This window comes from Paraoerskovia marina DSM 21750 (assembly GCF_000701465.1).
GTDB lineage: Bacteria > Actinomycetota > Actinomycetes > Actinomycetales > Cellulomonadaceae > Paraoerskovia > Paraoerskovia marina.
On sequence record NZ_JNIY01000005.1, the window covers coordinates 242,912 to 262,334 of the forward strand.

General features: G+C 71.3%; 19 protein-coding genes and 1 riboswitch. Of the genes, 6 read left to right on the plus strand and 13 right to left on the minus strand.

What is annotated here, in order from left to right; all coding sequences use genetic code 11:
* Positions 1-12: 12 nt before the first annotated feature.
* Positions 13-119: riboswitch (TPP riboswitch) on the plus strand.
* Between the two features lie 73 nt (positions 120-192).
* From Q343_RS0110125 to Q343_RS0110135, 3 genes are read left to right on the plus strand one after another with little or no spacing between them, the layout of a single operon-like run.
* Positions 193-858, plus strand: a complete 666-nt coding sequence (locus Q343_RS0110125; RefSeq protein WP_248616808.1) for an ECF transporter S component — start codon at positions 193-195, stop codon at positions 856-858.
* Positions 855-2,546: an ABC transporter ATP-binding protein gene (locus Q343_RS0110130; RefSeq protein ID WP_052367098.1), complete on the plus strand. Its 1,692-nt coding sequence runs from the start codon at positions 855-857 to the stop codon at positions 2,544-2,546. The genes Q343_RS0110125 and Q343_RS0110130 overlap by 4 nt, the downstream gene beginning before the upstream one ends.
* Complete coding sequence (locus tag Q343_RS0110135) at positions 2,543-3,334, plus strand: energy-coupling factor transporter transmembrane component T family protein (protein ID WP_052367099.1); 792 nt, start codon at positions 2,543-2,545, stop codon at positions 3,332-3,334. The genes Q343_RS0110130 and Q343_RS0110135 overlap by 4 nt, the downstream gene beginning before the upstream one ends.
* A gap of 21 nt (positions 3,335-3,355) precedes the next feature.
* On the opposite strand, the gene hisS is transcribed toward Q343_RS0110135, so the two are convergent.
* Positions 3,356-4,747: a histidine--tRNA ligase gene (hisS, locus tag Q343_RS0110140; RefSeq protein ID WP_029253476.1), complete on the minus strand. Its 1,392-nt coding sequence runs from the start codon at positions 4,745-4,747 to the stop codon at positions 3,356-3,358.
* A gap of 39 nt (positions 4,748-4,786) precedes the next feature.
* A complete protein-coding gene (locus tag Q343_RS0110145; protein WP_029253477.1) occupies positions 4,787-5,497 on the minus strand; it encodes an MBL fold metallo-hydrolase in 711 nt (236 codons plus the stop codon).
* A 223-nt stretch (positions 5,498-5,720) separates the two neighbouring features.
* Here Q343_RS0110145 and Q343_RS0110150 point away from each other — a divergent pair, with 223 nt between their 5' ends.
* The 3 genes from Q343_RS0110150 to Q343_RS0110160 all read left to right on the plus strand — a co-directional run bounded on the left by Q343_RS0110150 (position 5,721) and on the right by Q343_RS0110160 (position 8,545).
* The gene (locus Q343_RS0110150; protein ID WP_345940100.1) at positions 5,721-6,329 is read left to right on the plus strand and encodes a peptidylprolyl isomerase; all 609 of its coding nucleotides are present in this window, start codon (positions 5,721-5,723) and stop codon (positions 6,327-6,329) included.
* Entirely contained in the window at positions 6,326-7,834 is a 1,509-nt protein-coding gene (locus Q343_RS0110155) for a DUF349 domain-containing protein (protein WP_052367100.1), read from the plus strand. The genes Q343_RS0110150 and Q343_RS0110155 overlap by 4 nt, the downstream gene beginning before the upstream one ends.
* 63 nt (positions 7,835-7,897) lie before the next feature.
* The gene (locus Q343_RS0110160; RefSeq protein WP_029253480.1) at positions 7,898-8,545 is read left to right on the plus strand and encodes a hypothetical protein; all 648 of its coding nucleotides are present in this window, start codon (positions 7,898-7,900) and stop codon (positions 8,543-8,545) included.
* Between the two features lie 17 nt (positions 8,546-8,562).
* Here Q343_RS0110160 and Q343_RS0110165 read toward each other — a convergent pair whose 3' ends face one another.
* From Q343_RS0110165 to Q343_RS0110215, 11 genes are all read right to left on the minus strand, one after another.
* A complete protein-coding gene (locus Q343_RS0110165; RefSeq protein WP_428829348.1) occupies positions 8,563-10,839 on the minus strand; it encodes a RelA/SpoT family protein in 2,277 nt (758 codons plus the stop codon).
* A 69-nt stretch (positions 10,840-10,908) separates the two neighbouring features.
* Positions 10,909-11,478: an adenine phosphoribosyltransferase gene (locus Q343_RS0110170; protein WP_345940101.1), complete on the minus strand. Its 570-nt coding sequence runs from the start codon at positions 11,476-11,478 to the stop codon at positions 10,909-10,911.
* Positions 11,475-12,575: a protein translocase subunit SecF gene (gene secF / locus Q343_RS0110175; RefSeq protein ID WP_029253483.1), complete on the minus strand. Its 1,101-nt coding sequence runs from the start codon at positions 12,573-12,575 to the stop codon at positions 11,475-11,477. Before secF ends, Q343_RS0110170 begins: the two co-directional genes overlap by 4 nt.
* Positions 12,575-14,506 (minus strand): protein translocase subunit SecD, encoded by a 1,932-nt coding sequence (gene secD / locus Q343_RS0110180; RefSeq protein ID WP_043109954.1) that lies wholly within the window; start codon positions 14,504-14,506, stop codon positions 12,575-12,577. The genes secF and secD overlap by 1 nt, the downstream gene beginning before the upstream one ends.
* Before the next feature lie 77 nt (positions 14,507-14,583).
* Positions 14,584-15,024: a preprotein translocase subunit YajC gene (gene yajC, locus Q343_RS0110185; protein ID WP_029253485.1), complete on the minus strand. Its 441-nt coding sequence runs from the start codon at positions 15,022-15,024 to the stop codon at positions 14,584-14,586.
* 160 nt (positions 15,025-15,184) lie between these two features.
* Entirely contained in the window at positions 15,185-16,204 is a 1,020-nt protein-coding gene (gene ruvB / locus Q343_RS0110190) for a Holliday junction branch migration DNA helicase RuvB (RefSeq protein WP_029253486.1), read from the minus strand.
* A gap of 40 nt (positions 16,205-16,244) precedes the next feature.
* Positions 16,245-16,862 carry a Holliday junction branch migration protein RuvA gene (gene ruvA / locus Q343_RS0110195; protein ID WP_029253487.1) on the minus strand — a complete coding sequence of 206 codons (618 nt, stop codon included), beginning with the start codon at positions 16,860-16,862 and terminating at the stop codon, positions 16,245-16,247.
* A 59-nt stretch (positions 16,863-16,921) separates the two neighbouring features.
* Complete coding sequence (ruvC, locus tag Q343_RS0110200) at positions 16,922-17,485, minus strand: crossover junction endodeoxyribonuclease RuvC (protein ID WP_029253488.1); 564 nt, start codon at positions 17,483-17,485, stop codon at positions 16,922-16,924.
* Between the two features lie 53 nt (positions 17,486-17,538).
* Positions 17,539-18,294 carry a YebC/PmpR family DNA-binding transcriptional regulator gene (locus Q343_RS0110205; protein WP_029253489.1) on the minus strand — a complete coding sequence of 252 codons (756 nt, stop codon included), beginning with the start codon at positions 18,292-18,294 and terminating at the stop codon, positions 17,539-17,541.
* 8 nt (positions 18,295-18,302) lie between these two features.
* On the minus strand, positions 18,303-18,908 hold the full coding sequence (pdxT, locus tag Q343_RS0110210) for a pyridoxal 5'-phosphate synthase glutaminase subunit PdxT (RefSeq protein WP_029253490.1): 606 nt from the start codon (positions 18,906-18,908) through the stop codon (positions 18,303-18,305).
* 37 nt (positions 18,909-18,945) lie between these two features.
* Entirely contained in the window at positions 18,946-19,407 is a 462-nt protein-coding gene (locus Q343_RS0110215; protein ID WP_043109955.1) for a MarR family winged helix-turn-helix transcriptional regulator, read from the minus strand.
* Positions 19,408-19,423: the final 16 nt, after the last annotated feature.

The following is a 19,423-nucleotide window of genomic DNA, read 5'->3' on the forward strand; positions in this document are numbered from 1 at the left end:
CTAGGTTGGCCTCACTAGCCCCCGGGGTGCGCTCGCGCGCTGAGATTGCGGAAGATCCGCTGACCCGTGGAACCTGATCTGGTTCGTACCAGCGAAGGGAGCAGGGCGACGTCGGCCGTTGCGCGCCGCCAGGGTGCGCGCTGTCCGGGGTCTTGCTGCGTCCACCCCCGGGGCCGACGCAGGGAGATGCTTGTGGACCAGGATTCGCAGTCGTACGCGACGGAGCCGTCGACAGGGGCGGGAGGGACACGTCTGGAGCGGCGGTCCTCCGGCCTGCACACCACGGTGCTGCTCGCCGTCCTCGGGGTGGTCTTCGGGTTCGTGTTCTGGGTGGCCGACCAGATCTACGGTCCGCTGCACCTGGCGCTGGGGCCCTTCGGGACGCTCGCGGAGAACGTCCTCGCCGGGGCGTGGATCGTCGTGGCCCCCCTCGCCGTGTACATCGTGCGCAAGCCGTTCGTGGCCGTGGTCGCGGAGATGCTGGCGGCCGCCGTCGAGCTCGTGGTGTTTGCCTCGCCGTTCGGGCCGATGATCCTCGTCATCGGACTGGTCCAGGGCGTCGGCGCCGAGCTCGCGTTCACCCTGACGCGGTACCGCCGCTACGGCTGGGGCGTGTTCGTGCTCAGCGGGGTCACCGCGGCGGTCGTGACCTTCGCCTACCAGTGCGTGGCGAACGGGTACCTCGGACAGGACTACCTGGTGCTCCGCCTCGGTGTCCAGATCGTCTCGTGCATCGTGCTCAGCGGGTTGGCGGCGAAGTTCATCGGCGACCGTCTGCTGCGCACGGGCGTGCTGGACAACTACCCGATCGGCCGCGAGCGCCGCCGCGGGGCAGCTGCCGCGGGGGTGACGGCGTGACGTCGTCGGACCTCGTCGTCGAGCACCTGGACGTGCGGTTCCCGGGGGAACCGACGTCCGTGCTCCACGACGTGTCGTTCCGGGTGCGGTCCGGGTCGAGCCTGCTCGTGGTCGGCCCCTCGGGGTCCGGCAAGTCCACCCTCGTCGCGGCTCTCGCGGGGATCGTCCCGCACACGGTGGACGCGGATCTCCACGGCCGGGTCGTGATCGGTGTGCCCGGTGCGTGGGAGCGGGGGCCGCGGGCGCTGGCCGGGCACCTGGGGCTGGTGCAGCAGGACCCGCTGGCACAGGTGTGCCTCGACTCCGTCGACGCCGAGGTGGAGTTCACGCTCGAGAACCGGGAGTGGCCCGTCGAGGAGATCGGGCCGACGGTGGCGCGCGCGTTGGACGCGGCGGGTGCGGGTGGGCTCGCCGGTCGACGGACCGGCACCCTCTCGGGTGGACAGTGCCAGCGCGTCGCGACGGCCGCGGCCCTGGCCCCCTCGCCGGCCGTCCTGCTCCTGGACGAGCCGACGGCCCTCCTGGACCCCGAGGCGGCGCGCGCCGTCGGCGCGCTCGTCGGGCGGCTGGCCGCCGGCGAGACGACGACCGTCGTGGTCGAGCACCGCCTCGACGACCTCGACCCACTGCCCGACTCGACGCTCGTGCTGGTCGACGGGGAGGTCGTCGCGCACGGCCCGACCGCCGACGTCATGAGGGACCAGGCCCGCGCCCTGGTCCGCCGGGGGTGCTGGGTGCCGACCTCGGCCCTCCTCGCCGTCGCCGGAGCCCCGCCGGACTGGGAGTCGACCGCGACCGACGCCTGGCTCGGTGAGGTGCGGGCGCAGCAGTGCGGGTCCACGCCCGCGCGCGGCGAACGGGTCCTGCATGCGCGCGGGCTGGCGGTGGGCCACGGCTCGCCGTCCGGACGACGGCGTCGCCGGGAACCGCTCTTGGAGGCGGTCGGCGCGGTCGACCTCGACCTGCACCGTGGCGAGGTCGTGGCGGTCCTCGGGACGAACGGGAGCGGCAAGTCGACACTCGTGCGGGGACTCGCCGGTCTTGCGCCCACCCGAGGCCGGATCGACCGGGGCCGGGTCTCGCTCGTCGTCCAGCACCCCGAGCACCAGTTCGTGGCCCGGACCGTCGCCGAGGAGGTCGCGTGGACCCCGCGGCTCGCGGGCCTCGACGGCGACGACCTGCGCAGGGTCGTCGACGACGCGCTCGCGCGGTTCGACCTGACCTCCCTCGCCGACAGGTCGCCGTTCGGCCTGTCCGGCGGTGAGAAGCGGCGTCTGTCGCTCGCGACCGCCCTCGTCCATCCCGGGGACGTCGTCCTCGCCGACGAGCCGACGTACGGCCTGGACCGTGCGGCGACCGTGGCCACCCAGGCGGCGTTGCGGGAGGCCGCCCGCGACGGACGGGCCGTCCTCGTCGTCACCCATGACGTCGAGCTCGCCGGCCGCCTCGCCGACCGGATCCTCGTCCTCGTCGACGGGAGGCCGGCGACGGCTGGTCCGGCGGACCAGGTCCTCCGGGACACGGAAGGGCTTCGTGCCGCGGGCCTCCGGCCGACCCGGCTCCTCGAACGCTGGTCCGCGCTCGCGTCCCCCACGACGGTCCGAGACTTCCTCGTCGGGATCGACGAGCGCGTGCTGGCCGGACTCGAGACGCACGACGTCGCCGCGACGGACGGGGGCCGACGATGACCGCGCGCACCTCGGCGTTCGGCAGATGGAACCCGACCGTCAAGCTGGGCACGTTGCTCGCCGCCTCCGCCGTCATCGTCGCGGTCACCGACCCGTGGACACCGACGATCCTGTGGGCCGCCGCCGTGTGCGCCGCCGTCGTGGCTGGGCGGGTTCCCCCGAGGACCCTGGCCGGGGCCCACGCCGCGCTCCTCGCGTTCGCGCTGTCGATCTTCGTCGGCAACGTGCTGCTGCGCTCGGCCGGGGAGGTGGTCGCCGTCGTCGGACCGGTCCGGGTCACCGACCACGGGCTCGACGTGGCGGCGGCCCTCGCGATCCGCGTCTTCTACCTCGGGGTGATCTCCGTGATCCTCGTGGCCACGACCGACCCCGTCCGTCTGATGACCAGCCTCCACCAGCACGCGCGTCTGCCGGCGGGCGCGACGTTCGCCGTCCTCGCGGGCATGCGCGTGCTCGAACAGCTGCCGGCCGAGTGGACGACGATCCGGTGCGCCCAGGCGCTGCGGGACCCGGGACACGAGCCCGGTCGGCTCCCGACGGGCGTCCGCGCGACCGGCGCCGCGACGTTCACGCTGCTCGTGGGAGCGGTCCGCAGGGCCGAACGCATCTCGGTGGCCCTCGAGGCACGCGGGCTGGGGTCAGGCCCGCGCACCCTGGCACACCCCGTCCCGCTGGGGCCCGGGGACGTCGCGCTCGCTGCCGCCGTCGGCGGCACCGTCACGACCGTGCTCGTGATCGGTGCCGCCGCGGGCTGGCTGACGGGGCCCGGTGCGCTGACCGCGGGATAGCCCACGGCCGCGTCCCGGCCGCTACCGCGCGGCCGGGACGACGCGCGGCCAGAGGTCCTCGGCCGGGGGCGACCACGACGCGCTCTCGGCCGAGCTCTGCTCCCCCGACCGGATGTCCTTCACCTGGTCCGCGCCGCGGGTCGTGCTGCCGTCGTCGGCCAGCTCGTCCCGGCCGGGGAACCAGACGAACGGGATGCCGCGTCTGTCGGCGTAGCGGATCTGCTTGCCGAACTTGGCGGCCGCCGGGGCGACGTCGCACGGAATACCTCGAGCGCGCAGCGCGAGCGCGACCTCGTCCGACTGCGCGCGCGACTCCTCGTCCGTCACTGCTACGAGCACGGCCGCGGGGACCGACCGGGTCGCCGCGACGAGCCCTCCGCCGACGAGACGCGAGACGAGGCGAGAGACGCCGATCGAGAGCCCGACGCCCGGGTACGTGTTCGCGCCGTCGGAGGCGAGCGTGTCGTAGCGCCCCCCGGAGCAGATCGACCCGAGCTCCTCGTGCCCGACCAGCACCGTCTCGTAGACGGAACCGGTGTAGTAGTCCAGGCCGCGGGCGATCTTCAGGTCGGCCACCACGACGCCCGGCGCGCGCCGCGACGCCGCGGTGATCAGCGCACCGAGCTCGGACAGCCCCTGGTCGAGGAGAGCGCTCTCGACCCCGTGCGACGCCGCGAGCGCCCGGACACGGTCGACCACGGTCGTATCGGCGCCGTGGATCGCGGCGAGGTCCAGGCAGGCCTGCGCCTGCTCCGCCGTCGCACCGCACTCGTCGACGAGCAGCTGCGCCACCCGTTCTGGGCCGATCTTGTCGATCTTGTCGATGTTCCGCAGCACCCCGTCGACGTCCTCGAGGCCGATCCCGCGGTAGAAGCCCTCGGCGACCCGGCGGTTGTTCACCAGGACCCGGACCTCCGGCACGCCGATCTCCCGCAGGGCCCCGAGGGCCTCGGCCATGACGAGCGGGAGCTCGACCTCGTAGTGGTAGGGCAGCTCGCCGGCGCCGACGACGTCGATGTCCGCCTGCACGAACTCGCGGAACCGCCCGTCCTGCGGGCGCTCCCCGCGCCAGACCTTCTGGATCTGGTGACGCTTGAACGGGAACGTCAGCCGGCCGGCGTTCTCCAGGACGTACCGCGCGAACGGCACGGTGAGGTCGAAGTGGAGCCCGAGCTGCTTGTCGGCACGGTCACCGCCCGGGCCGTCCTCCTGGAGACGCGAGAGCACGTAGACCTCCTTGGAGGTCTCCCCCTTGCGCAAGAGCTGGTCGAGCGGTTCGACGGCGCGGGTCTCGATGCCTGCGAAGCCGTGGAGCTCGAAGGTGCGTCGCAGCGTGTCGAGGACGTGCTGCTCGACGACGCGCGCGTCGGGGAGCCACTCGGGGAATCCGGACAGAGGTGTTGGGCGTGCCATGGCAGAGATCTTCCCAGACGGAGACGGCCCGTGTCCCCGTCAGAGACGCGCCGACCCGGTGAGATAGGGGTTGGTCGTCCGTTCGCGCGCGATCGTGGTGGCGGGGCCGTGCCCGGGCAGCACGACGAGATCGTCGTCGAGCGCGCCCACGACCGTCGTCAGCGTGTGCTGCATGGTCGCGGCGTCGCCGCCCGGGAGGTCGACGCGCCCGACGGTCCCCGCGAAGAGCACGTCGCCCGTCAGGACGAGGCGGCGCTCCTGCCCGTCGATCTCGACGCCGTCGACGCGGTAGAGGGTCGAGCCCTCGGTGTGCCCCGGTGCGGCCAGGCACGTCACGTCGATGCCGCCGAAGCGCATCCGGGTCGTCGCCCCGGAGAACGTCTCGACCCGCTCCGGAACCTGGTGGTCCTCGACGTCGATCCCGGCCGCCGCAGCGATCGCGGGGACGAGACCGGACCCGGCGGGCTCCAGCGTGCCGAACGGGTCGGCGATCCGGTACGCGTCGCCCTCGGCCACCGTCAGCGGCACGTCGAACACGGCCACGGCCGCCGCGGCGTCCAGCACGTGGTCGACGTGCCCGTGCGTGGCAAGCACGGCGGCGACGTGCAACCCGTGCCGTTCGACATGCTCACGCACCGCACCGACCACACCGCCGGACGGGTCGATCACGACGCACGTCCCGTCGTCGTGCGCGACCAGGTAGCAGTTGGCGCCGAGCACCGTGGACGTGATCGTGGTGAGGGAGAGCATCGTCCCAGCCTAGCCACGACGCGCGACGTCCAGCACGAAGGCCGCCATCCCGCCTAGACTGTGGCGCGCCGCCGATCTCGGCGGGTCACGCAGCACAGAGGAGACGACAGAGTTGTCCGCGAGCAAACGCGATCGAGAACGCGCCGCGCAGCGCCGCCGTGAACAGAAGCGGCAGGCGGCGCTCGACGCAAGGGCCGCTCAGAGGCGCAGGACGTGGGCCTTCGTGGCGATCGGTGCGGTCCTGCTCCTCGTGGGGCTCGGCTCCTGGTGGCTCGTCTCCCAGGACGGGGACTCCGACACGGACGTCCCGACGTCGGCACCGGACCCGTCCACGGCGGAGGGCCGGGAGTGGACCGGGGAGCTGACGACGTCGATCGGCGAGATCGGGGTCACGCTCGACGGCGCGGCCGCACCCGCCGCGGTGGCGAACTTCGTCGCCCTCGCCGACGCCGGCTACTTCGACGGCACCGACTGCCACCGCCTGACCACCGCGGGGATCTGGGTGCTCCAGTGCGGGGACCCGACGGGCACCGGGACCGGCGGACCCGGCTACTCGTTCGGCCCGATCGAGAACGCCCCCGCCGACGGCCTCTATCCCGCAGGCACCATCGCCATGGCACGCACGGCCGAGCCGGACTCGATGGGAAGCCAGTTCTTCATCGTCTACCAAGACACCGAATTGCCCACCGACGGTGGTGGGTACACAGTGTTCGGCACGGTTACATCTGGCCTGGACGCCGTCCAGGCAGTCGCTGACGAGGGCACGGCAGACGGGGCGTCCGACGGCTCCCCCGCCACCCCCGTCACCATCGAAGGAGTGGAAATCAAGTGAGCGAGAGCACCGACAACCAGGCGCCCGAGCCGACGCCCACCGAGGCCTCCGCTCGCACCTCGGACGTGAGTCCTGCCCCCGAGCCCGCACCGGAACCCGCGCCCGAGCAGCCTGCTGCCCCGGCGCCGCGGCCGAAGCCGACGCCCAAGCCCCGGCCCGTCCCGCGTCCCGGACCGCCCGCCGCCGCGTCGAAGCAGACCCCGGGACCTGCCGCGCAGCCCGTCCCGGCACCGAACGACGCAGCAGCCGCCAAGGAGGCCGCGACCTACGGCCGGGTGGACGACGACGGCACCGTCTACGTCCGCGAGGAGAGCGGCGAGCGGGCCGTCGGTCAGTTCGCCGCAGGGACGGGCGACGACCCGCTGGCGATGTACGTACGTCGCTACCTGGACCTCAACGCCAAGGTGGACCTCTTCGACGCCCGGTTGGCGAGCACCGACCTCACCGTCAAGGAGATCGACTCCACCCTCGAACGGCTGCGGTCCGAGACGGCAGAGCCCTCTGCCGTCGGCAACCTCGCCGCACTGCGGTCGAAGGTCGAGGCGCTGGGCGTCCGTGCGGACGAGCGTCGCGCCGAGATCGCCGCCGAGCGCGCCGCGGCGAAGGCGGAGGCCGTGACCGAGCGGACCAAGATCGTCGAGGCCGCGGAGTCCATCGCGACCACGGATCCCGAGCGGATGCAGTGGCGTCCTGCCGGCGAGAAGCTCCGAGGCCTGCTCGACCAGTGGAAGGCCGCACAGCACAACGGCCCCCGCATCGACCGCACGGTCGAGGAGGAGCTCTGGAAGCGGTTCAGCCACGCACGCACCGCCTTCGACCGTGAACGCCGCCACTTCTTCTCCGAGCTCGAGGAGCGCAACGCGACGGCGAAGCGGCTCAAGGAGCAGATCGTGGCCGAGGCCGAGGCTCTCTCCAGCAGCGTCGACTGGGGCCACGCGGCGGGCGCCTACCGCGACCTGATGACCCGGTGGAAGGCCGCCGGTCGCGCCGCACGCCGAGACGACGACGCCCTGTGGGCCCGATTCCGGTCCGCACAGGACGTCTTCTTCGGTGCGCGCGACGCCGCCAACGCCGAGATCGACGCCGAGTACGGCGCCAACCTGGTGGTCAAGGAGGAGATCCTGACCGAGGCCGAGGCCCTCGTGCCGGTCAAGGACCTCGAGGCGGCCAAGGCTTCGCTGCGGGACATCCAGGACCGCTGGGACGCTGCCGGCAAGGTCCCCCGCGGGGATCTCCAGCGGGTCGAGGGCCGTCTCCGCGCCGTCGAGAACGCCATCCGCGACGCCGACGAGGCGAAGTGGAAGAAGACGAACCCGGAGCAGCAGGCACGGGCCGAGGGCGCAGCGGCCCAGCTGCAGGACGCGATCGCCTCTCTCGAGGCCGATCTCGTCGGCGCGAAAGCCTCGGGCAACGACCGCAAGGTCAAGGAGGTCACGGCGGCCCTCGAGGCGCGCAAGGCCTGGCTCGAGCAGATCGAGCAGGCCGCGCAGGACTCCCGCGGCTGACGGTCGTCCACAGGGGCGGGTCAGGCCTGGCGGTCGGGCTCGCCCCTGCGCGAGGGTGGGGCGGTGACCACCCTTCGCACCCTGCTGACGCCGTACTCGACCGAGATCGGCGCCGTCGTCCTGCCCCGAGACGTCGGTGGTCGGGTCGCGTTCGACGAGCTCGTCCGCCGCGGAGCTCTCACGCAGGTCTTCGGCGACGCCGCGGTCGTCGCGGGGACACCCCTGACACCGGCCCTGCGTGCCGAGGTCCTGACGACCGCCGCAGCGCGCGCGACCGTCCTCGCGGGTCGTAGCGCCGCCTGGGTCTTCGTCGGCGGGCCGGCACCTGCGGTGCTCGAGCTCATCTGCCCACCCGGCGCGGGGCGGCCGCGTGCCGTCAGCACGGTGCGCACCCGCTACGTCCGCCTCCTCGCGGGCGAGACCGTGACCTGGGGAACAGCCCCCGTCACCTCGCCGCTACGAACGGTGCTCGACGTCGCCTCCGGCCCCCACGTGCCACGACGTCGTGGCGGCGGCCCGCCGGAGCCCGCCGCCGTCGCCGAGGCCGTCGAGACGGTCGTGGCCGTCTGCGAGACGACAGGCCTCAGTCCGCACGGCGCAGCGCGTGCGCTGAACCTCAGGTACCGGTGGACAGGGCGTGCGGTGGCCGAGGACGTCCTCAGGCAGGCGGCGCTGCGGCTCGGTCCCCCGCTCCGGTCCGCACGGGCCTGAGACCCGTGGACGTCCGACTACTCGGGCAGCTGTGGCACGGACTCCTGCTTGGACCCGGTGATCCGGTAGACGTCGAAGACCCCGTCGATCGTCCGGATCGCGGCGAGCACCTTGGTCAGGTGGCCCGGCTCCGCCATCTCGAAGACGAACCGCGAGATCGCGACCCGGTCGTTCGACGTCGAGACCGAGGCCGAGAGGATGTTCACGTGGTGGTCGGACAGCACCCGGGTCACGTCCGACAGAAGCCGGGAACGGTCGAGGGCCTCGACCTGGATCTGGACCAGGAACATGGTGTTCGCGCTCGTCGACCAGGAGACGTCCACGAACCTCTCGGGCTGCCGACGCAGCCCCTCGACGTTGGCACAGTCCGCACGGTGGATGCTGACGCCAGCTCCGCGGGTCACGAACCCGATGATCTCGTCGCCTGGCACCGGCGTGCAGCACTTCGCCAGCTTGACCCAGACGTCGTCGACGCCCTTGACCGTGACCCCGGGGTCCCCGGTCCGCACGCGCCGCGCCGTCTGGCCCGGACGCGCCGTCTCGGCGACGTCCTCCGTCGTCCCCTCGTCGCCGCCCATCGACTGCAGGAACTTCTTGACGACCGTCGACGCGGAGGTCTGGCCCTCCCCGATCGCGGCGTACAGGGCCGTGACGTCGGGGTAGCGAAGCTCGTTGGCCAGTGCCAGGAGCGACTCGTGGGAGAGCAGCCGCTGCAGAGGGAGATTCTGCTTGCGCATCGCGCGCGCCAGCTGGTCCTTGCCGTGCTCGACGGCCTCCTCGCGGCGCTCCTTCGAGAACCACTGCCGGATCTTGTTGCGCGCCCGGGGGCTCTTGACGAAGCTCAGCCAGTCGCGACTCGGACCAGCGTTCTCGGAGCTCGACGTGAGCACGTCGACCACGTCGCCGTTGTCCAGTGCCGAGTCGAGCGGGACGAGTCGGCCGTTGACCCGCGCGCCCATCGTGCGGTGGCCGACCTCGGTGTGCACGGCGTAGGAGAAGTCGACCGGCGTCGAGCCCACCGGAAGCGCCATCACGTCGCCCTTGGGCGTGAAGACGTACACCTCTCCGCCGGCGATCTCGAACCGCAGCGAGTCCAGGAACTCCGCGGGGTCGGCCGTCTCCTTCTGCCAGTCGACGAGCTGGCGCAACCAGTGCATGTCCGAGGATCCGTCGGCGGGGACGTTGCCCGCCTTCGCAGCCTCCTTGTACTTCCAGTGCGCCGCGACACCGTACTCCGCGCGCCGGTGCATGTCGTGCGTGCGGATCTGGATCTCCACGGGCTTGCCGCCCGGGCCGATCACCGTCGTGTGCAGCGACTGGTACATGTTGAACTTCGGCATCGCGATGTAGTCCTTGAACCGGCCCGGGACCGGGTTCCACCGCGCGTGCAACGAGCCGAGCGCCGCGTAGCAGTCGCGGACCGAGTCCACGAGCACCCGCACGCCCACCAGGTCGTAGATCTCCGCGAAGTCGTGCCCGCGGACGATCATCTTCTGGTAGATCGAGTAGTAGTGCTTGGGACGCCCCGTCACCGTCGCCTTGAGCTTGGCACCGCGCAGGTCGGCCGTGACCTGTTCCCGCACGACCGCGAGGTACTCCTCGCGCGCCGGTGCCCGCTCGGCGACGAGATGGACGATCTCGTCGTAGACCTTGGGGTACAGCGCCGCGAACGACAGGTCCTCGAGCTCCCACTTGATCGTGTTCATCCCGAGCCGGTGCGCGAGCGGTGCGTAGATCTCCAGCGTCTCGCGCGCCTTGCGCTCGGCCGACGCGGCCGGGACGAACTTCCACGTCCGGGCGTTGTGCAACCGGTCCGCGAGCTTGATCACGAGCACGCGGATGTCGCGCGCCATCGCGACGACCATCTTGCGGACGGTCTCCGCCTGCGCCGCGTCGCCGTACGTCACCTTGTCGAGCTTGGTGACGCCGTCGACGAGCATGGCGATCTCCTCGCCGTACTCCTTGGTCAGCATCTCGAGGGAGTAGTCCGTGTCCTCGACGGTGTCGTGGAGCAGCGCAGCCTGCAGGGTCGACGGCGTCATCCCGAGCTCCGCCAGGATCGTCGCCACCGCGACGGGATGCGTGATGTACGGGTCGCCACTCTTGCGCATCTGACCCCGGTGCGCCTTCTCCGCTGTGCGGTACGCGCGAGAGATCCCCGAGACATCCGCCTTCGGATGGTTCGTTCGCACCGCCTGGAGGAGCGGTTCGAGTGTCGGCGAGGCCTGCGACTTGGCACCGAACAGGGAGATCCGTCCCCGCGAGCGGGGAGTGGTACGCGTCTCGTCGCTCAAAGCCACCTCCGTCGTCGCAACTTCTGGGCCAACGGGCGATATGCGCCCGCTGTCAGTGATGCGTCGATCCTACGCCGGGACTCCGAAGATCGACCTCACCGAGCGACCGGAGAGCCGCGTCCGCCCGGCCAGCACGTCGATCTCGAGAAGGAAGTCGACCCCGACGACCTCGGCCCCGCACTGCTCGACGAGGACGCACGCCGCCTCGGCCGTGCCCCCGGTCGCCAGGACGTCGTCGACGACGAGGACACGAGCGCCCGCGGGAATCGACTCACGGCCTACCTCGAGCTCTGCAGAACCGTACTCGAGCTCGTACGCCACGGACCGGGTGGGCAGCGGCAGCTTGCCCGCCTTGCGAAGCGGGACGAACCCCGTACCGAGACGGAGCGCCAGGGGCGCGCCCAGCAGGAAACCGCGCGCCTCCATCCCCACGACGAGGTCGACCGCACCACGACGCGCGGCAGCGAGGGCGAACGCCTCGACGACGTCGTGCAGGCCTTGCCCGTCAGCGAGCAACGGTGTGACGTCCTGGAACGTGACGCCGGCGACCGGGTGGTCCGGGACCGCGCGCACGCGGCGGAGAGCCTCGTGCGCGCGACCGGGCTCGAACAGCTCAGGCTCGCGGACCTCGAGCGTCACCTGCGACGACGCCGGGGCTGGGAACTGTTCCCCCGGTGGTGGCCGGGAATCAGCTGTGCCCCGCCCTCGATGCCCGCGGCGGCGAGGGCTGCGTCCGCGTCGTCGCCGGACTCCTCGGCGCGCGCCGCACGCTCGGTGAGGACGCGTTCGGTGTGCGCCTTGATCTTCGGCTCGCGCTCACGCAGGGCGACCTCCAACGGCGTGGCCAGGAAGATCGACGAGTACGCTCCCGCGACGATGCCGATGAAGAGGGCTAGCGCGATGTCGCGCAGCGTGCCTGCGCCGAGCAGGAACGCGCCGATGAACAGGATGGATGAGACCGGAAGGAGTGCCACGACCGACGTGTTGATCGAGCGGACCAGCGTCTGGTTGACGGCCAGGTTCGCCCGCTCGGCGTACGTCGACCGCGACTGGTCGAGCACGCCCTTCGTGTTCTCACGCACCTTGTCGAACACGACGACCGTGTCGTACACGGAGTAGCCGAGAATCGTGAGGAACCCGATGACCGTGGCCGGTGTCACCTCCCAACCGATCAGCGCGTACACGCCCGCGGTGATGACGACGTCGTGGAAGAGCGCGAGGATCGCCGCGGCGGACATGCGCCAGCTGCGGAAGTACACGGCCATGACGACGGCGACGAAGAGCAGGAAGATCACCAGTGCGCGCAGCGCGGCGGCCGAGACGTCCTTGCCCCAGACCGGACCGATGTAGGTGGACGTCACCTCCTCCGCGGAGACACCATAGGCGTCGGCGAGAGAATCGCTCATCGTCTCCAGCTCACCCGTGGTGAGCTTCTCCGTCTGCACACGGATCGAGTCGCCTCCGAGCACCGAGACCTTCGGCACCTCGCCCGGCGCGACGTCCTGGACGGCGTCGATCGCAGTCTGCTCCGAGGTGTCGTCCACGTTCGAGACGACGAACTCCGAGCCTCCGCGGAACTCGATGCCGAGGTCGAAACCCTTGAAGGTCACGACGAGCAGCGCGAGGACGACCGCGATGATCGATGCCGCGAAGAACTTCTTGCGGCCGGCGACGATCCCGTAGGAACGACGACCGGTGTAGAGGTCGTTCCCCCACTGGGCGAATCCGCTTGCCATCAGTTCTTCTCCTCGTCCTGTGCGTACGTGCCGTCGCCGTCGACGGGCGGTTCGGCGTCGGCCTCACGTCGGCGCGCCGCGCGTCGCTCGGCGATGGTCATCCCGTCGGCACCGCCTCCGACCGTGGCGGGCTGAGGCAGGCGCGCGGGGGTGTCCGACGCGTCGGTCGTCGCCCCGTCGTCGAGCGAGAGCAGGTCGTCCCTGCTCTTCGCGCGTCGCGTCGTGCCGCGGCCCGCGTAGCGGACGGACGTGACGCCGAGACGACGCGGGTCGAGGCCCGACCCGGGGTGCCCCTCGCCGAAGAACTTCGTCTTCGCGAGAAGCTGCAGCAGCGGGTGCGTGAAGAGGAAGACCACGAGCAGGTCCACAAGCGTCGTGAGCCCGAGCGTGAACGCGAAGCCCTGGACCCCGCCGACCGCCAGGAGGTAGAGGATCGCCGCAGCGAGGAAGTTGACGGCGTCCGAGGCCACGATCGTGCGACGCGCTCGCGACCAGCCCCGGTCGACGGCGGCGGTGAGCCCGCGCCCGTCGCGCAGCTCGTCGCGCACACGCTCGAAGTAGACGATGAAGGAGTCTGCCGTGATGCCGATCGCGACGATCAGACCCGCGACGCCGGGCAGCGACAGCCGATACCCGTACGTCCACGAGAGCAGCGTGATCACCCCATAGGTGATCAGCCCGGCGATCAGCAGCGAGGCGACGGTCACGAGGCCGAGCCCGCGGTACTGGAACAGCGAGTAGACCGCGACGAGTGCCAGACCGATGAGACCGGCGATCAGACCCTTCTCGAGCTGGTCGGCGCCGAGCGTCGCAGAGATCTGCTCCTGGCTCTGGACCTCGAAGGTCAGCGGCAGCGCACCGAAGTTCAGCTGGCTCGCGAGCGTCGCCGACGACTCGCGCGTGAAGTTGCCCGAGATCTCCGCCTGGCCGTTGGTGATGACGGCGTTCATCGACGGTGCCGAGATGACGAGCCCGTCGAGGACGATGCCGAACTGGTTCTGCGGGCTCGGCAGGCCGACGAGACGCTCGGAGACTCCCTGGAAGGTGTCGGCGCCCTCGTCGGTGAACGTCAGGTTCACCGCCCACTCGTTCGTCTGAATGCCCTGGCTGTTGGTGCGAAGGCCCGAGGTCGCGTGGTCGATGTCGCTGCCCTCGACCTCGACCGGGCCGAGAATGTACTTGGCGAACCCGTCCTGGTCACAGGTGACCAGCGGTGCGTCGGGGTCGCTCGGCTCGCCGCCGACGAGGTTCGTCGGGTCGGTGCAGTCGAGGGCGTCGAACTCGGCCTGGACCTCCGGCGTGATCTGCGCGAGGTCGCTGGGATCGGTCGGCTCCGGTGCCGGCTCGGTCGCGGCGTCGGTCGCGCCGTCCTCGGCGTCTGCCTCGGCGTCCTCGGTCGTCGCGTCGGCGGAATCCTCCGTCGCGGCGTCAGCGCTCTCGTCGCCGGTCGCGTCCGCGGACTCCTCGGAGCTCGGGGTCTCGGTCTCGGCGTCCGGGTCTTCGGCCGGCAGCGGCGAACCGACGGACAGCACCGGCCGGAACGTCATCTGCGCGGGAGTGACGATCAGGTCGATCGTCTCCTGGCTGACCTCACCGGGGATGCCGACGACGATGTTGCTGTCCCCCTGGCGGGCGATCTCCGCCTCGGCGACGCCCGACGAGTCGATGCGCTGGCGGATCACGGCGATGGACTGGTTGATGTCCTCGTCGGTGACCTCCTGCCCGTCGTCCGTCACCGGCGAGAGGATGAGCTGGGTCCCGCCCTGCAGGTCGAGCGCGAGCTCGGGCGACCAGCTCGCGCCGCCCGGGTTGTCCTCGCTCTTTGCGTCGAGCTGCGTCCCGGCAAAGATCGATGCGAAGAGCGCAACGATCAATGCACCGAGGACGACCAGTGTGCGTACAGGTCGCGTCCGTGACTTGGTGCTGGCCAACAGTCCGTCTCTTCTCGTGTCAGGGCGGCGCCATCGTCGGCGCACCGTCGTGCCCGGGGATTACCCCGGGCGCTTGATCACTTGGTCTTGTCGTCCTCGTCGCGCTGCGGCGCGTCGTCGCCCGAGGAGCTGTCCTTGGACAGGCCCGAGAGGTCGTCGGGGATCGTGACGTCGTCTGCTGCAGACTGGTCGTCCTTGGCGAGGTCGACGACAGGCTGCTCGTCGTCGGTCTCCTCGTCCTCCCCGTTCTCGTACTCCTCGCCCTCGAGTCGCTTGGCGATCGCGGCACGGAGCCAGCGCGTCTGGGCACCGCCGGGCTCGGTCTCGAGCGTGATGATGTCGCTGACGTCGTCCACCTCGACGACGGTCCCGAACAGGCCGGAGGCGGTCATCACGTCGTCGCCCGGCACCAGGGAGTGACGGAACTCCTGCTGCTTGCGCTGCTGCTTGCGCGTCCGGCTGCTCATGAGGAACAGAAGTCCCACCGCGAGGATGGCAAAGATGATCAGGGGGTCCATCAGGAGTCACAGTCCTTCGGGTTGCGGGCAGAGCGGCACGCGCAGTCTAGGCGTGTGGTCCACCCTGGGGCGAACCGCACACACCCGAGGTGCTGACGCGAGGTGCAGACAGTCTAGGGCCTTGGAGTGAGCGGTCCGTCACATTCAGGGGCGATTCGTCTCACGTGCTGAAAAGCCCGTCGGGCTGCGGCGGGGTGAGGCCGAGATGGGCCCAAGCCGCGGGAGTCGCGACGCGGCCGCGCGGCGTCCGCCCCATCAGACCTTCGCGGACGAGGTAGGGCTCCGCGACGGTCTCGACGGTGTCCGGCTCCTCACCGACGCTCACGGCAAGCGTCGACAGCCCGACCGGGCCACCGCCGAACCGTGTGCAGAGCGCCTGGAGCACCCCGCGGTCCAACCGGTCGAGCCCGAGCGCGTCGACCTCGTAGACCTCGAGCGCGGCCCGGGCGGCCCGCAGGTCGAGCCCTCCGTCCCCGCGCACCTGCGCCCAGTCCCGCACGCGCCGCAGCAGGCGGTTGGCGATCCGCGGGGTTCCCCGTGAGCGGGAGGCGATCTCGGCAGCCGCGTCCGCGTCGAGACGGACACCGAGCAGACCTGCCGACCGGACGAGCACCCGCTCGAGCTCGCCCGCCGCGTAGAAGTCGAGATGCCCCGTGAACCCGAACCTGTCTCGCAACGGGGCGGGCAGCAGCCCGGCGCGTGTCGTCGCGCCGACGACGGTGAACGGCGGAAGGGTCAGCGGGATCGCGCTCGCTCCGGGCCCCTTGCCGACGACGACGTCCACGCGGAAGTCCTCCATCGCGACGTACAGCAGCTCCTCCGCGGGCCGCGCGAGCCGATGGATCTCGTCGATGAAGAGAACCTCGCCCTCCTCGAGCGACGAGAGCACCGCGGCGAGATCGCCGGCGTGCTGGATCGCCGGGCCCGACGTCACGCGGAAGGACGTCCCGAGCTCCCCCGCGATGATCATGGCGAGCGTCGTCTTGCCCAGACCGGGCGGGCCGGACAGGAGGACGTGGTCTGGTGGGACACCGCGACCGAGCGCGGCGTGAAGAACGAGCGAGAGCTGGTCCCGAACGGTGGCCTGTCCGACGAAGTCGGCCAGCGCGCGTGGTCGGAGCGCCGCCTCGGCGGCTCGCTCCAGGTCGTCGGCGCCCGAGGTCACGACCCGCTCGGACACGGTGCCGAGGAGCGACTCGTCCGCCCCCACCTGGTCGAAGTCAGCCACGCTGGGCCCCCAGGATCCGCAGGGCGGCCCGGAGCGCCCCGGCGACATCGGCCTCCTCAACGATCTCGGCGTCGGCCTGCCGGAGGACGGTGGACACCGTCTCGTCCGCGACCTTGGTGGTCCACCCGAGTCCGACGAGCGCGTCGACGACCTGGTCGCGCTGGTCGGCCCCCACCTCCGACGAGGACGGGCCGGGGTCGGCCTGGGCGGGCACGCCGAGCCGGTCACCCAGCTCGAGGGTGATCCGCTGCGCCCCCTTGCGTCCGATGCCCGGGACGCGGACCAGCGCGGCCAGGTCCTCCGAGGCCACCGCCCGACGCAGCCCGTCCGGTGTGTGCACGGCGAGCATCGCGAGCGCCAGCCGTGGGCCGACGCCGCTGACCGACTGCACGGTCTCGAAGACATGACGTTCGTCGTCGTCGCCGAATCCGTAGATCGTCATCGAGTCCTCGCGGACCACGAGGCTCGTCGCGAGCCGCACGCGCTCGCCGACACGGAGCCCCGCGAGAGTCGCGGGCGTCGCGTGGACCAGGTAGCCCACTCCCCCGACGTCGATCACGGTGCGGTCGAGCGAGACCGCCTCCACCGTGCCGGACAACGATGCGATCACACCAGGCCTCCCTGAGCTCAGGCGAACATATGTACGAATCTCACGCTACACGGTGCCGTTCACCGCTTGCCGCGGCGCGCCGTGTGCTCGGCCGCCGCCCACGCCCGCTGCGCGGCGGTGAGCTGGTGCCGGTCGCCACCCTGGAGCGCACCCCCCGGTCTCCAGAGATGGCAGATCGCGATGGCGAGCGCGTCCGCCGCGTCGGCGGGTCGCGGCGGCTCGGCGAGGCTGAGGATCTGGGCGACCATCCGCTGCACCTGCTCCTTGCCCGCACGTCCGGACCCCGTGACGGCGGCCTTGACCTCGCTGGGCGTGTGGAGCGCGACGGGTATCCCTCGCCGGGCCGCCGCGACCATGGCCAGCCCCGCCACCTGTGCGGTCCCCATCACGGTCGGGACGTTGTTCTGGGCGAAGACACGCTCGACGGCCACGACGTCGGGGACATGCTCGTCCATCCACGCGCCCAGGCGCTGGTCGATCTGCAGGAGACGCAGGTCGACGGAGGTCTCCGCCGGACTCGTCAGGACGCCGACGTCGACGAGGGCGGCACGCCGCCCAGACAGCTGGTCGACGACACCGACGCCACAACGCGTCAGGCCCGGATCCACACCGAAGACTCGCACCGGGTCACTGTCCCACGGGCGTGGGACACGCGTCGCACCCCACGCCGCGCCGGTCAGTCCTCGTCGAGCGCGGCCAGGACCTCGTCGGGTGCGTCGAAGTTCGCGTAGACGTTCTGCACGTCGTCACTGTCCTCGAGCGCGTCGATGAGGCGCAGGATGTTGCGGGCGCCGTCGACGTCGACCTCGACCTGCATGGAGGGGTGCCAGATGACGTCCGCCGAGTCGTAGTCGATCCCGGCCTCCTGCAGCGACGTGCGCACCGGCACGAGGTCGGTCGCCTCGGACAGCACCTCGAACGACTCGCCGAGGTCGGTGACCTCCTCGCCCCCAGCCTCGAGCACGGCCTCCATCACGGAGTCCTCGTCGGTCCCCTCCTTGGGCACGATCACGACACCCTTGCGGGAGAAGAGGTAGGAGACGGACCCCGGGTCGGCGAGCTGGCCGCCGTTGCGGCTGAACGCGGTCCGCACCTCGGCGGCCGCGCGGTTCTTGTTGTCGGTCAGACACTCGACGAGGACGGCGATCCCGCCGGTGCCGTACCCCTCGTACATGATCGTCTGGTAGTCCACACCACCGCCGTCGGCGCCCGATCCACGCTTGACCGCGCGGTCGATGTTGTCGTTCGGCACCGACGACTTCTTCGCCTTCTGCACGGCGTCGAAGAGGGTCGGGTTGCCCGCAAGATCCCCGCCACCGGTCCGCGCGGCGACCTCGATGTTCTTGATGAGCTTGGCGAACAACTTGCCACGCTTGGCGTCGATCGCGGCCTTCTTGTGCTTGGTCGTAGCCCACTTGGAGTGACCTGACATTGCCCGCTTTACTCCTTCACGATGGTGACGAAGAGCTCGTGCACGCGCGCGTCCCCCGTGATCTCCGGGTGGAACGACGTCGCGAGCAGTGCTCCTTGGCGTACGGCGACGATCCTACCGGCGGCCGCGTCGTCCCGGCCGTCGGGCACCCGGGCGAGGATCTCGACGCCGGTTCCGACCTCCTCGACCCACGGGGCGCGGATGAACGTCGCCGGCAACGGCCCACCGGCGATCCCGGCCATCTCGAGGCTCGTCTCGAACGAGTCGACCTGCCGCCCGAACGCGTTGCGCCGCACGGTCATGTCGATGCCTCCCACGGTCTGCTGGTCGTGGGAGCCGTCGATCACGCGGTCGGCGAGCAGGATCATCCCGGCGCAGGACCCGTAGACCGGCAGGCCCTGGCGGATCCGTTCGACCAGCAGGTCTCGCAGCTCGAAGATCCGCAGGAGCTTGTCGATCGTGGTCGACTCCCCGCCCGGCAGGACGAGGCCGTCGACGGCCTCCAGCTCGGCGGGGCGGCGCACCGGCACGGCTCGCGCCCCGCTCTCCTCGAGCGCCGAGACATGTTCGCGGACGTCGCCCTGCAGGGCCAGCACACCGATGGAGGGTTTCACCGGGCCATCGTAGACGGGCCCGACGACGGGTCCGTACTCAGATGCCGAGGGTCCGCAGGTCACGGGCGGCCGGTTCTCCCGCCGCCCGGGAGAAGTCGTCCAGGGCGGCGGTCAGAGCCTCCCGCTCGGCAGAGGTCATCGCCCCGAGGATCTCGGCGATCGCTCGTCGGCGGGACTCGGTCACGTCCTCCACGAGCTGCAGCCCCCGCGCGGTGAGCTCGATACGGACGGCCCCGCGCCGGTCGGGGTCCTCGGTGCGGACGACCCACCCTGCGGCCACGAGCCTGTCGGCGTTGCGCGAGAACGTCGACGGGTGGATGTCGAGATGGTCGGCGACGACGCCCGAACGCGTCGGTCCGTCGTGGGCGAGGAGCACGAGGACCCTGAACTGCGGGAGCGAGACCTCCTCCAGCGCATCGGCGACGGAACGGGCGATCACGCCCAGAAGCGCGCGCGAGGCCTGGAGCGTGGCACGGACGGAGTCGTCGACGGCGGACATCCGATCAGGATATCTG

What these genes read in the sequence shown, in the direction of transcription:
- Q343_RS0110135 (WP_052367099.1), top strand. Translation starts at nt 2,543, where the DNA reads ATGACCGCGCGCACCTCGGCGTTCGGCAGATGGAACCCGACCGTCAAG.
- hisS (WP_029253476.1), bottom strand. Translation starts at nt 4,747, where the DNA reads ATGGCACGCCCAACACCTCTGTCCGGATTCCCCGAGTGGCTCCCCGAC.
- Q343_RS0110145 (WP_029253477.1), bottom strand. Translation starts at nt 5,497, where the DNA reads ATGCTCTCCCTCACCACGATCACGTCCACGGTGCTCGGCGCCAACTGC.
- secF (WP_029253483.1), bottom strand. Translation starts at nt 12,575, where the DNA reads ATGGCAAGCGGATTCGCCCAGTGGGGGAACGACCTCTACACCGGTCGT.
- yajC (WP_029253485.1), bottom strand. Translation starts at nt 15,024, where the DNA reads ATGGACCCCCTGATCATCTTTGCCATCCTCGCGGTGGGACTTCTGTTC.
- Q343_RS0110205 (WP_029253489.1), bottom strand. Translation starts at nt 18,294, where the DNA reads ATGTCAGGTCACTCCAAGTGGGCTACGACCAAGCACAAGAAGGCCGCG.
- Q343_RS0110215 (WP_043109955.1), bottom strand. Translation starts at nt 19,407, where the DNA reads ATGTCCGCCGTCGACGACTCCGTCCGTGCCACGCTCCAGGCCTCGCGC.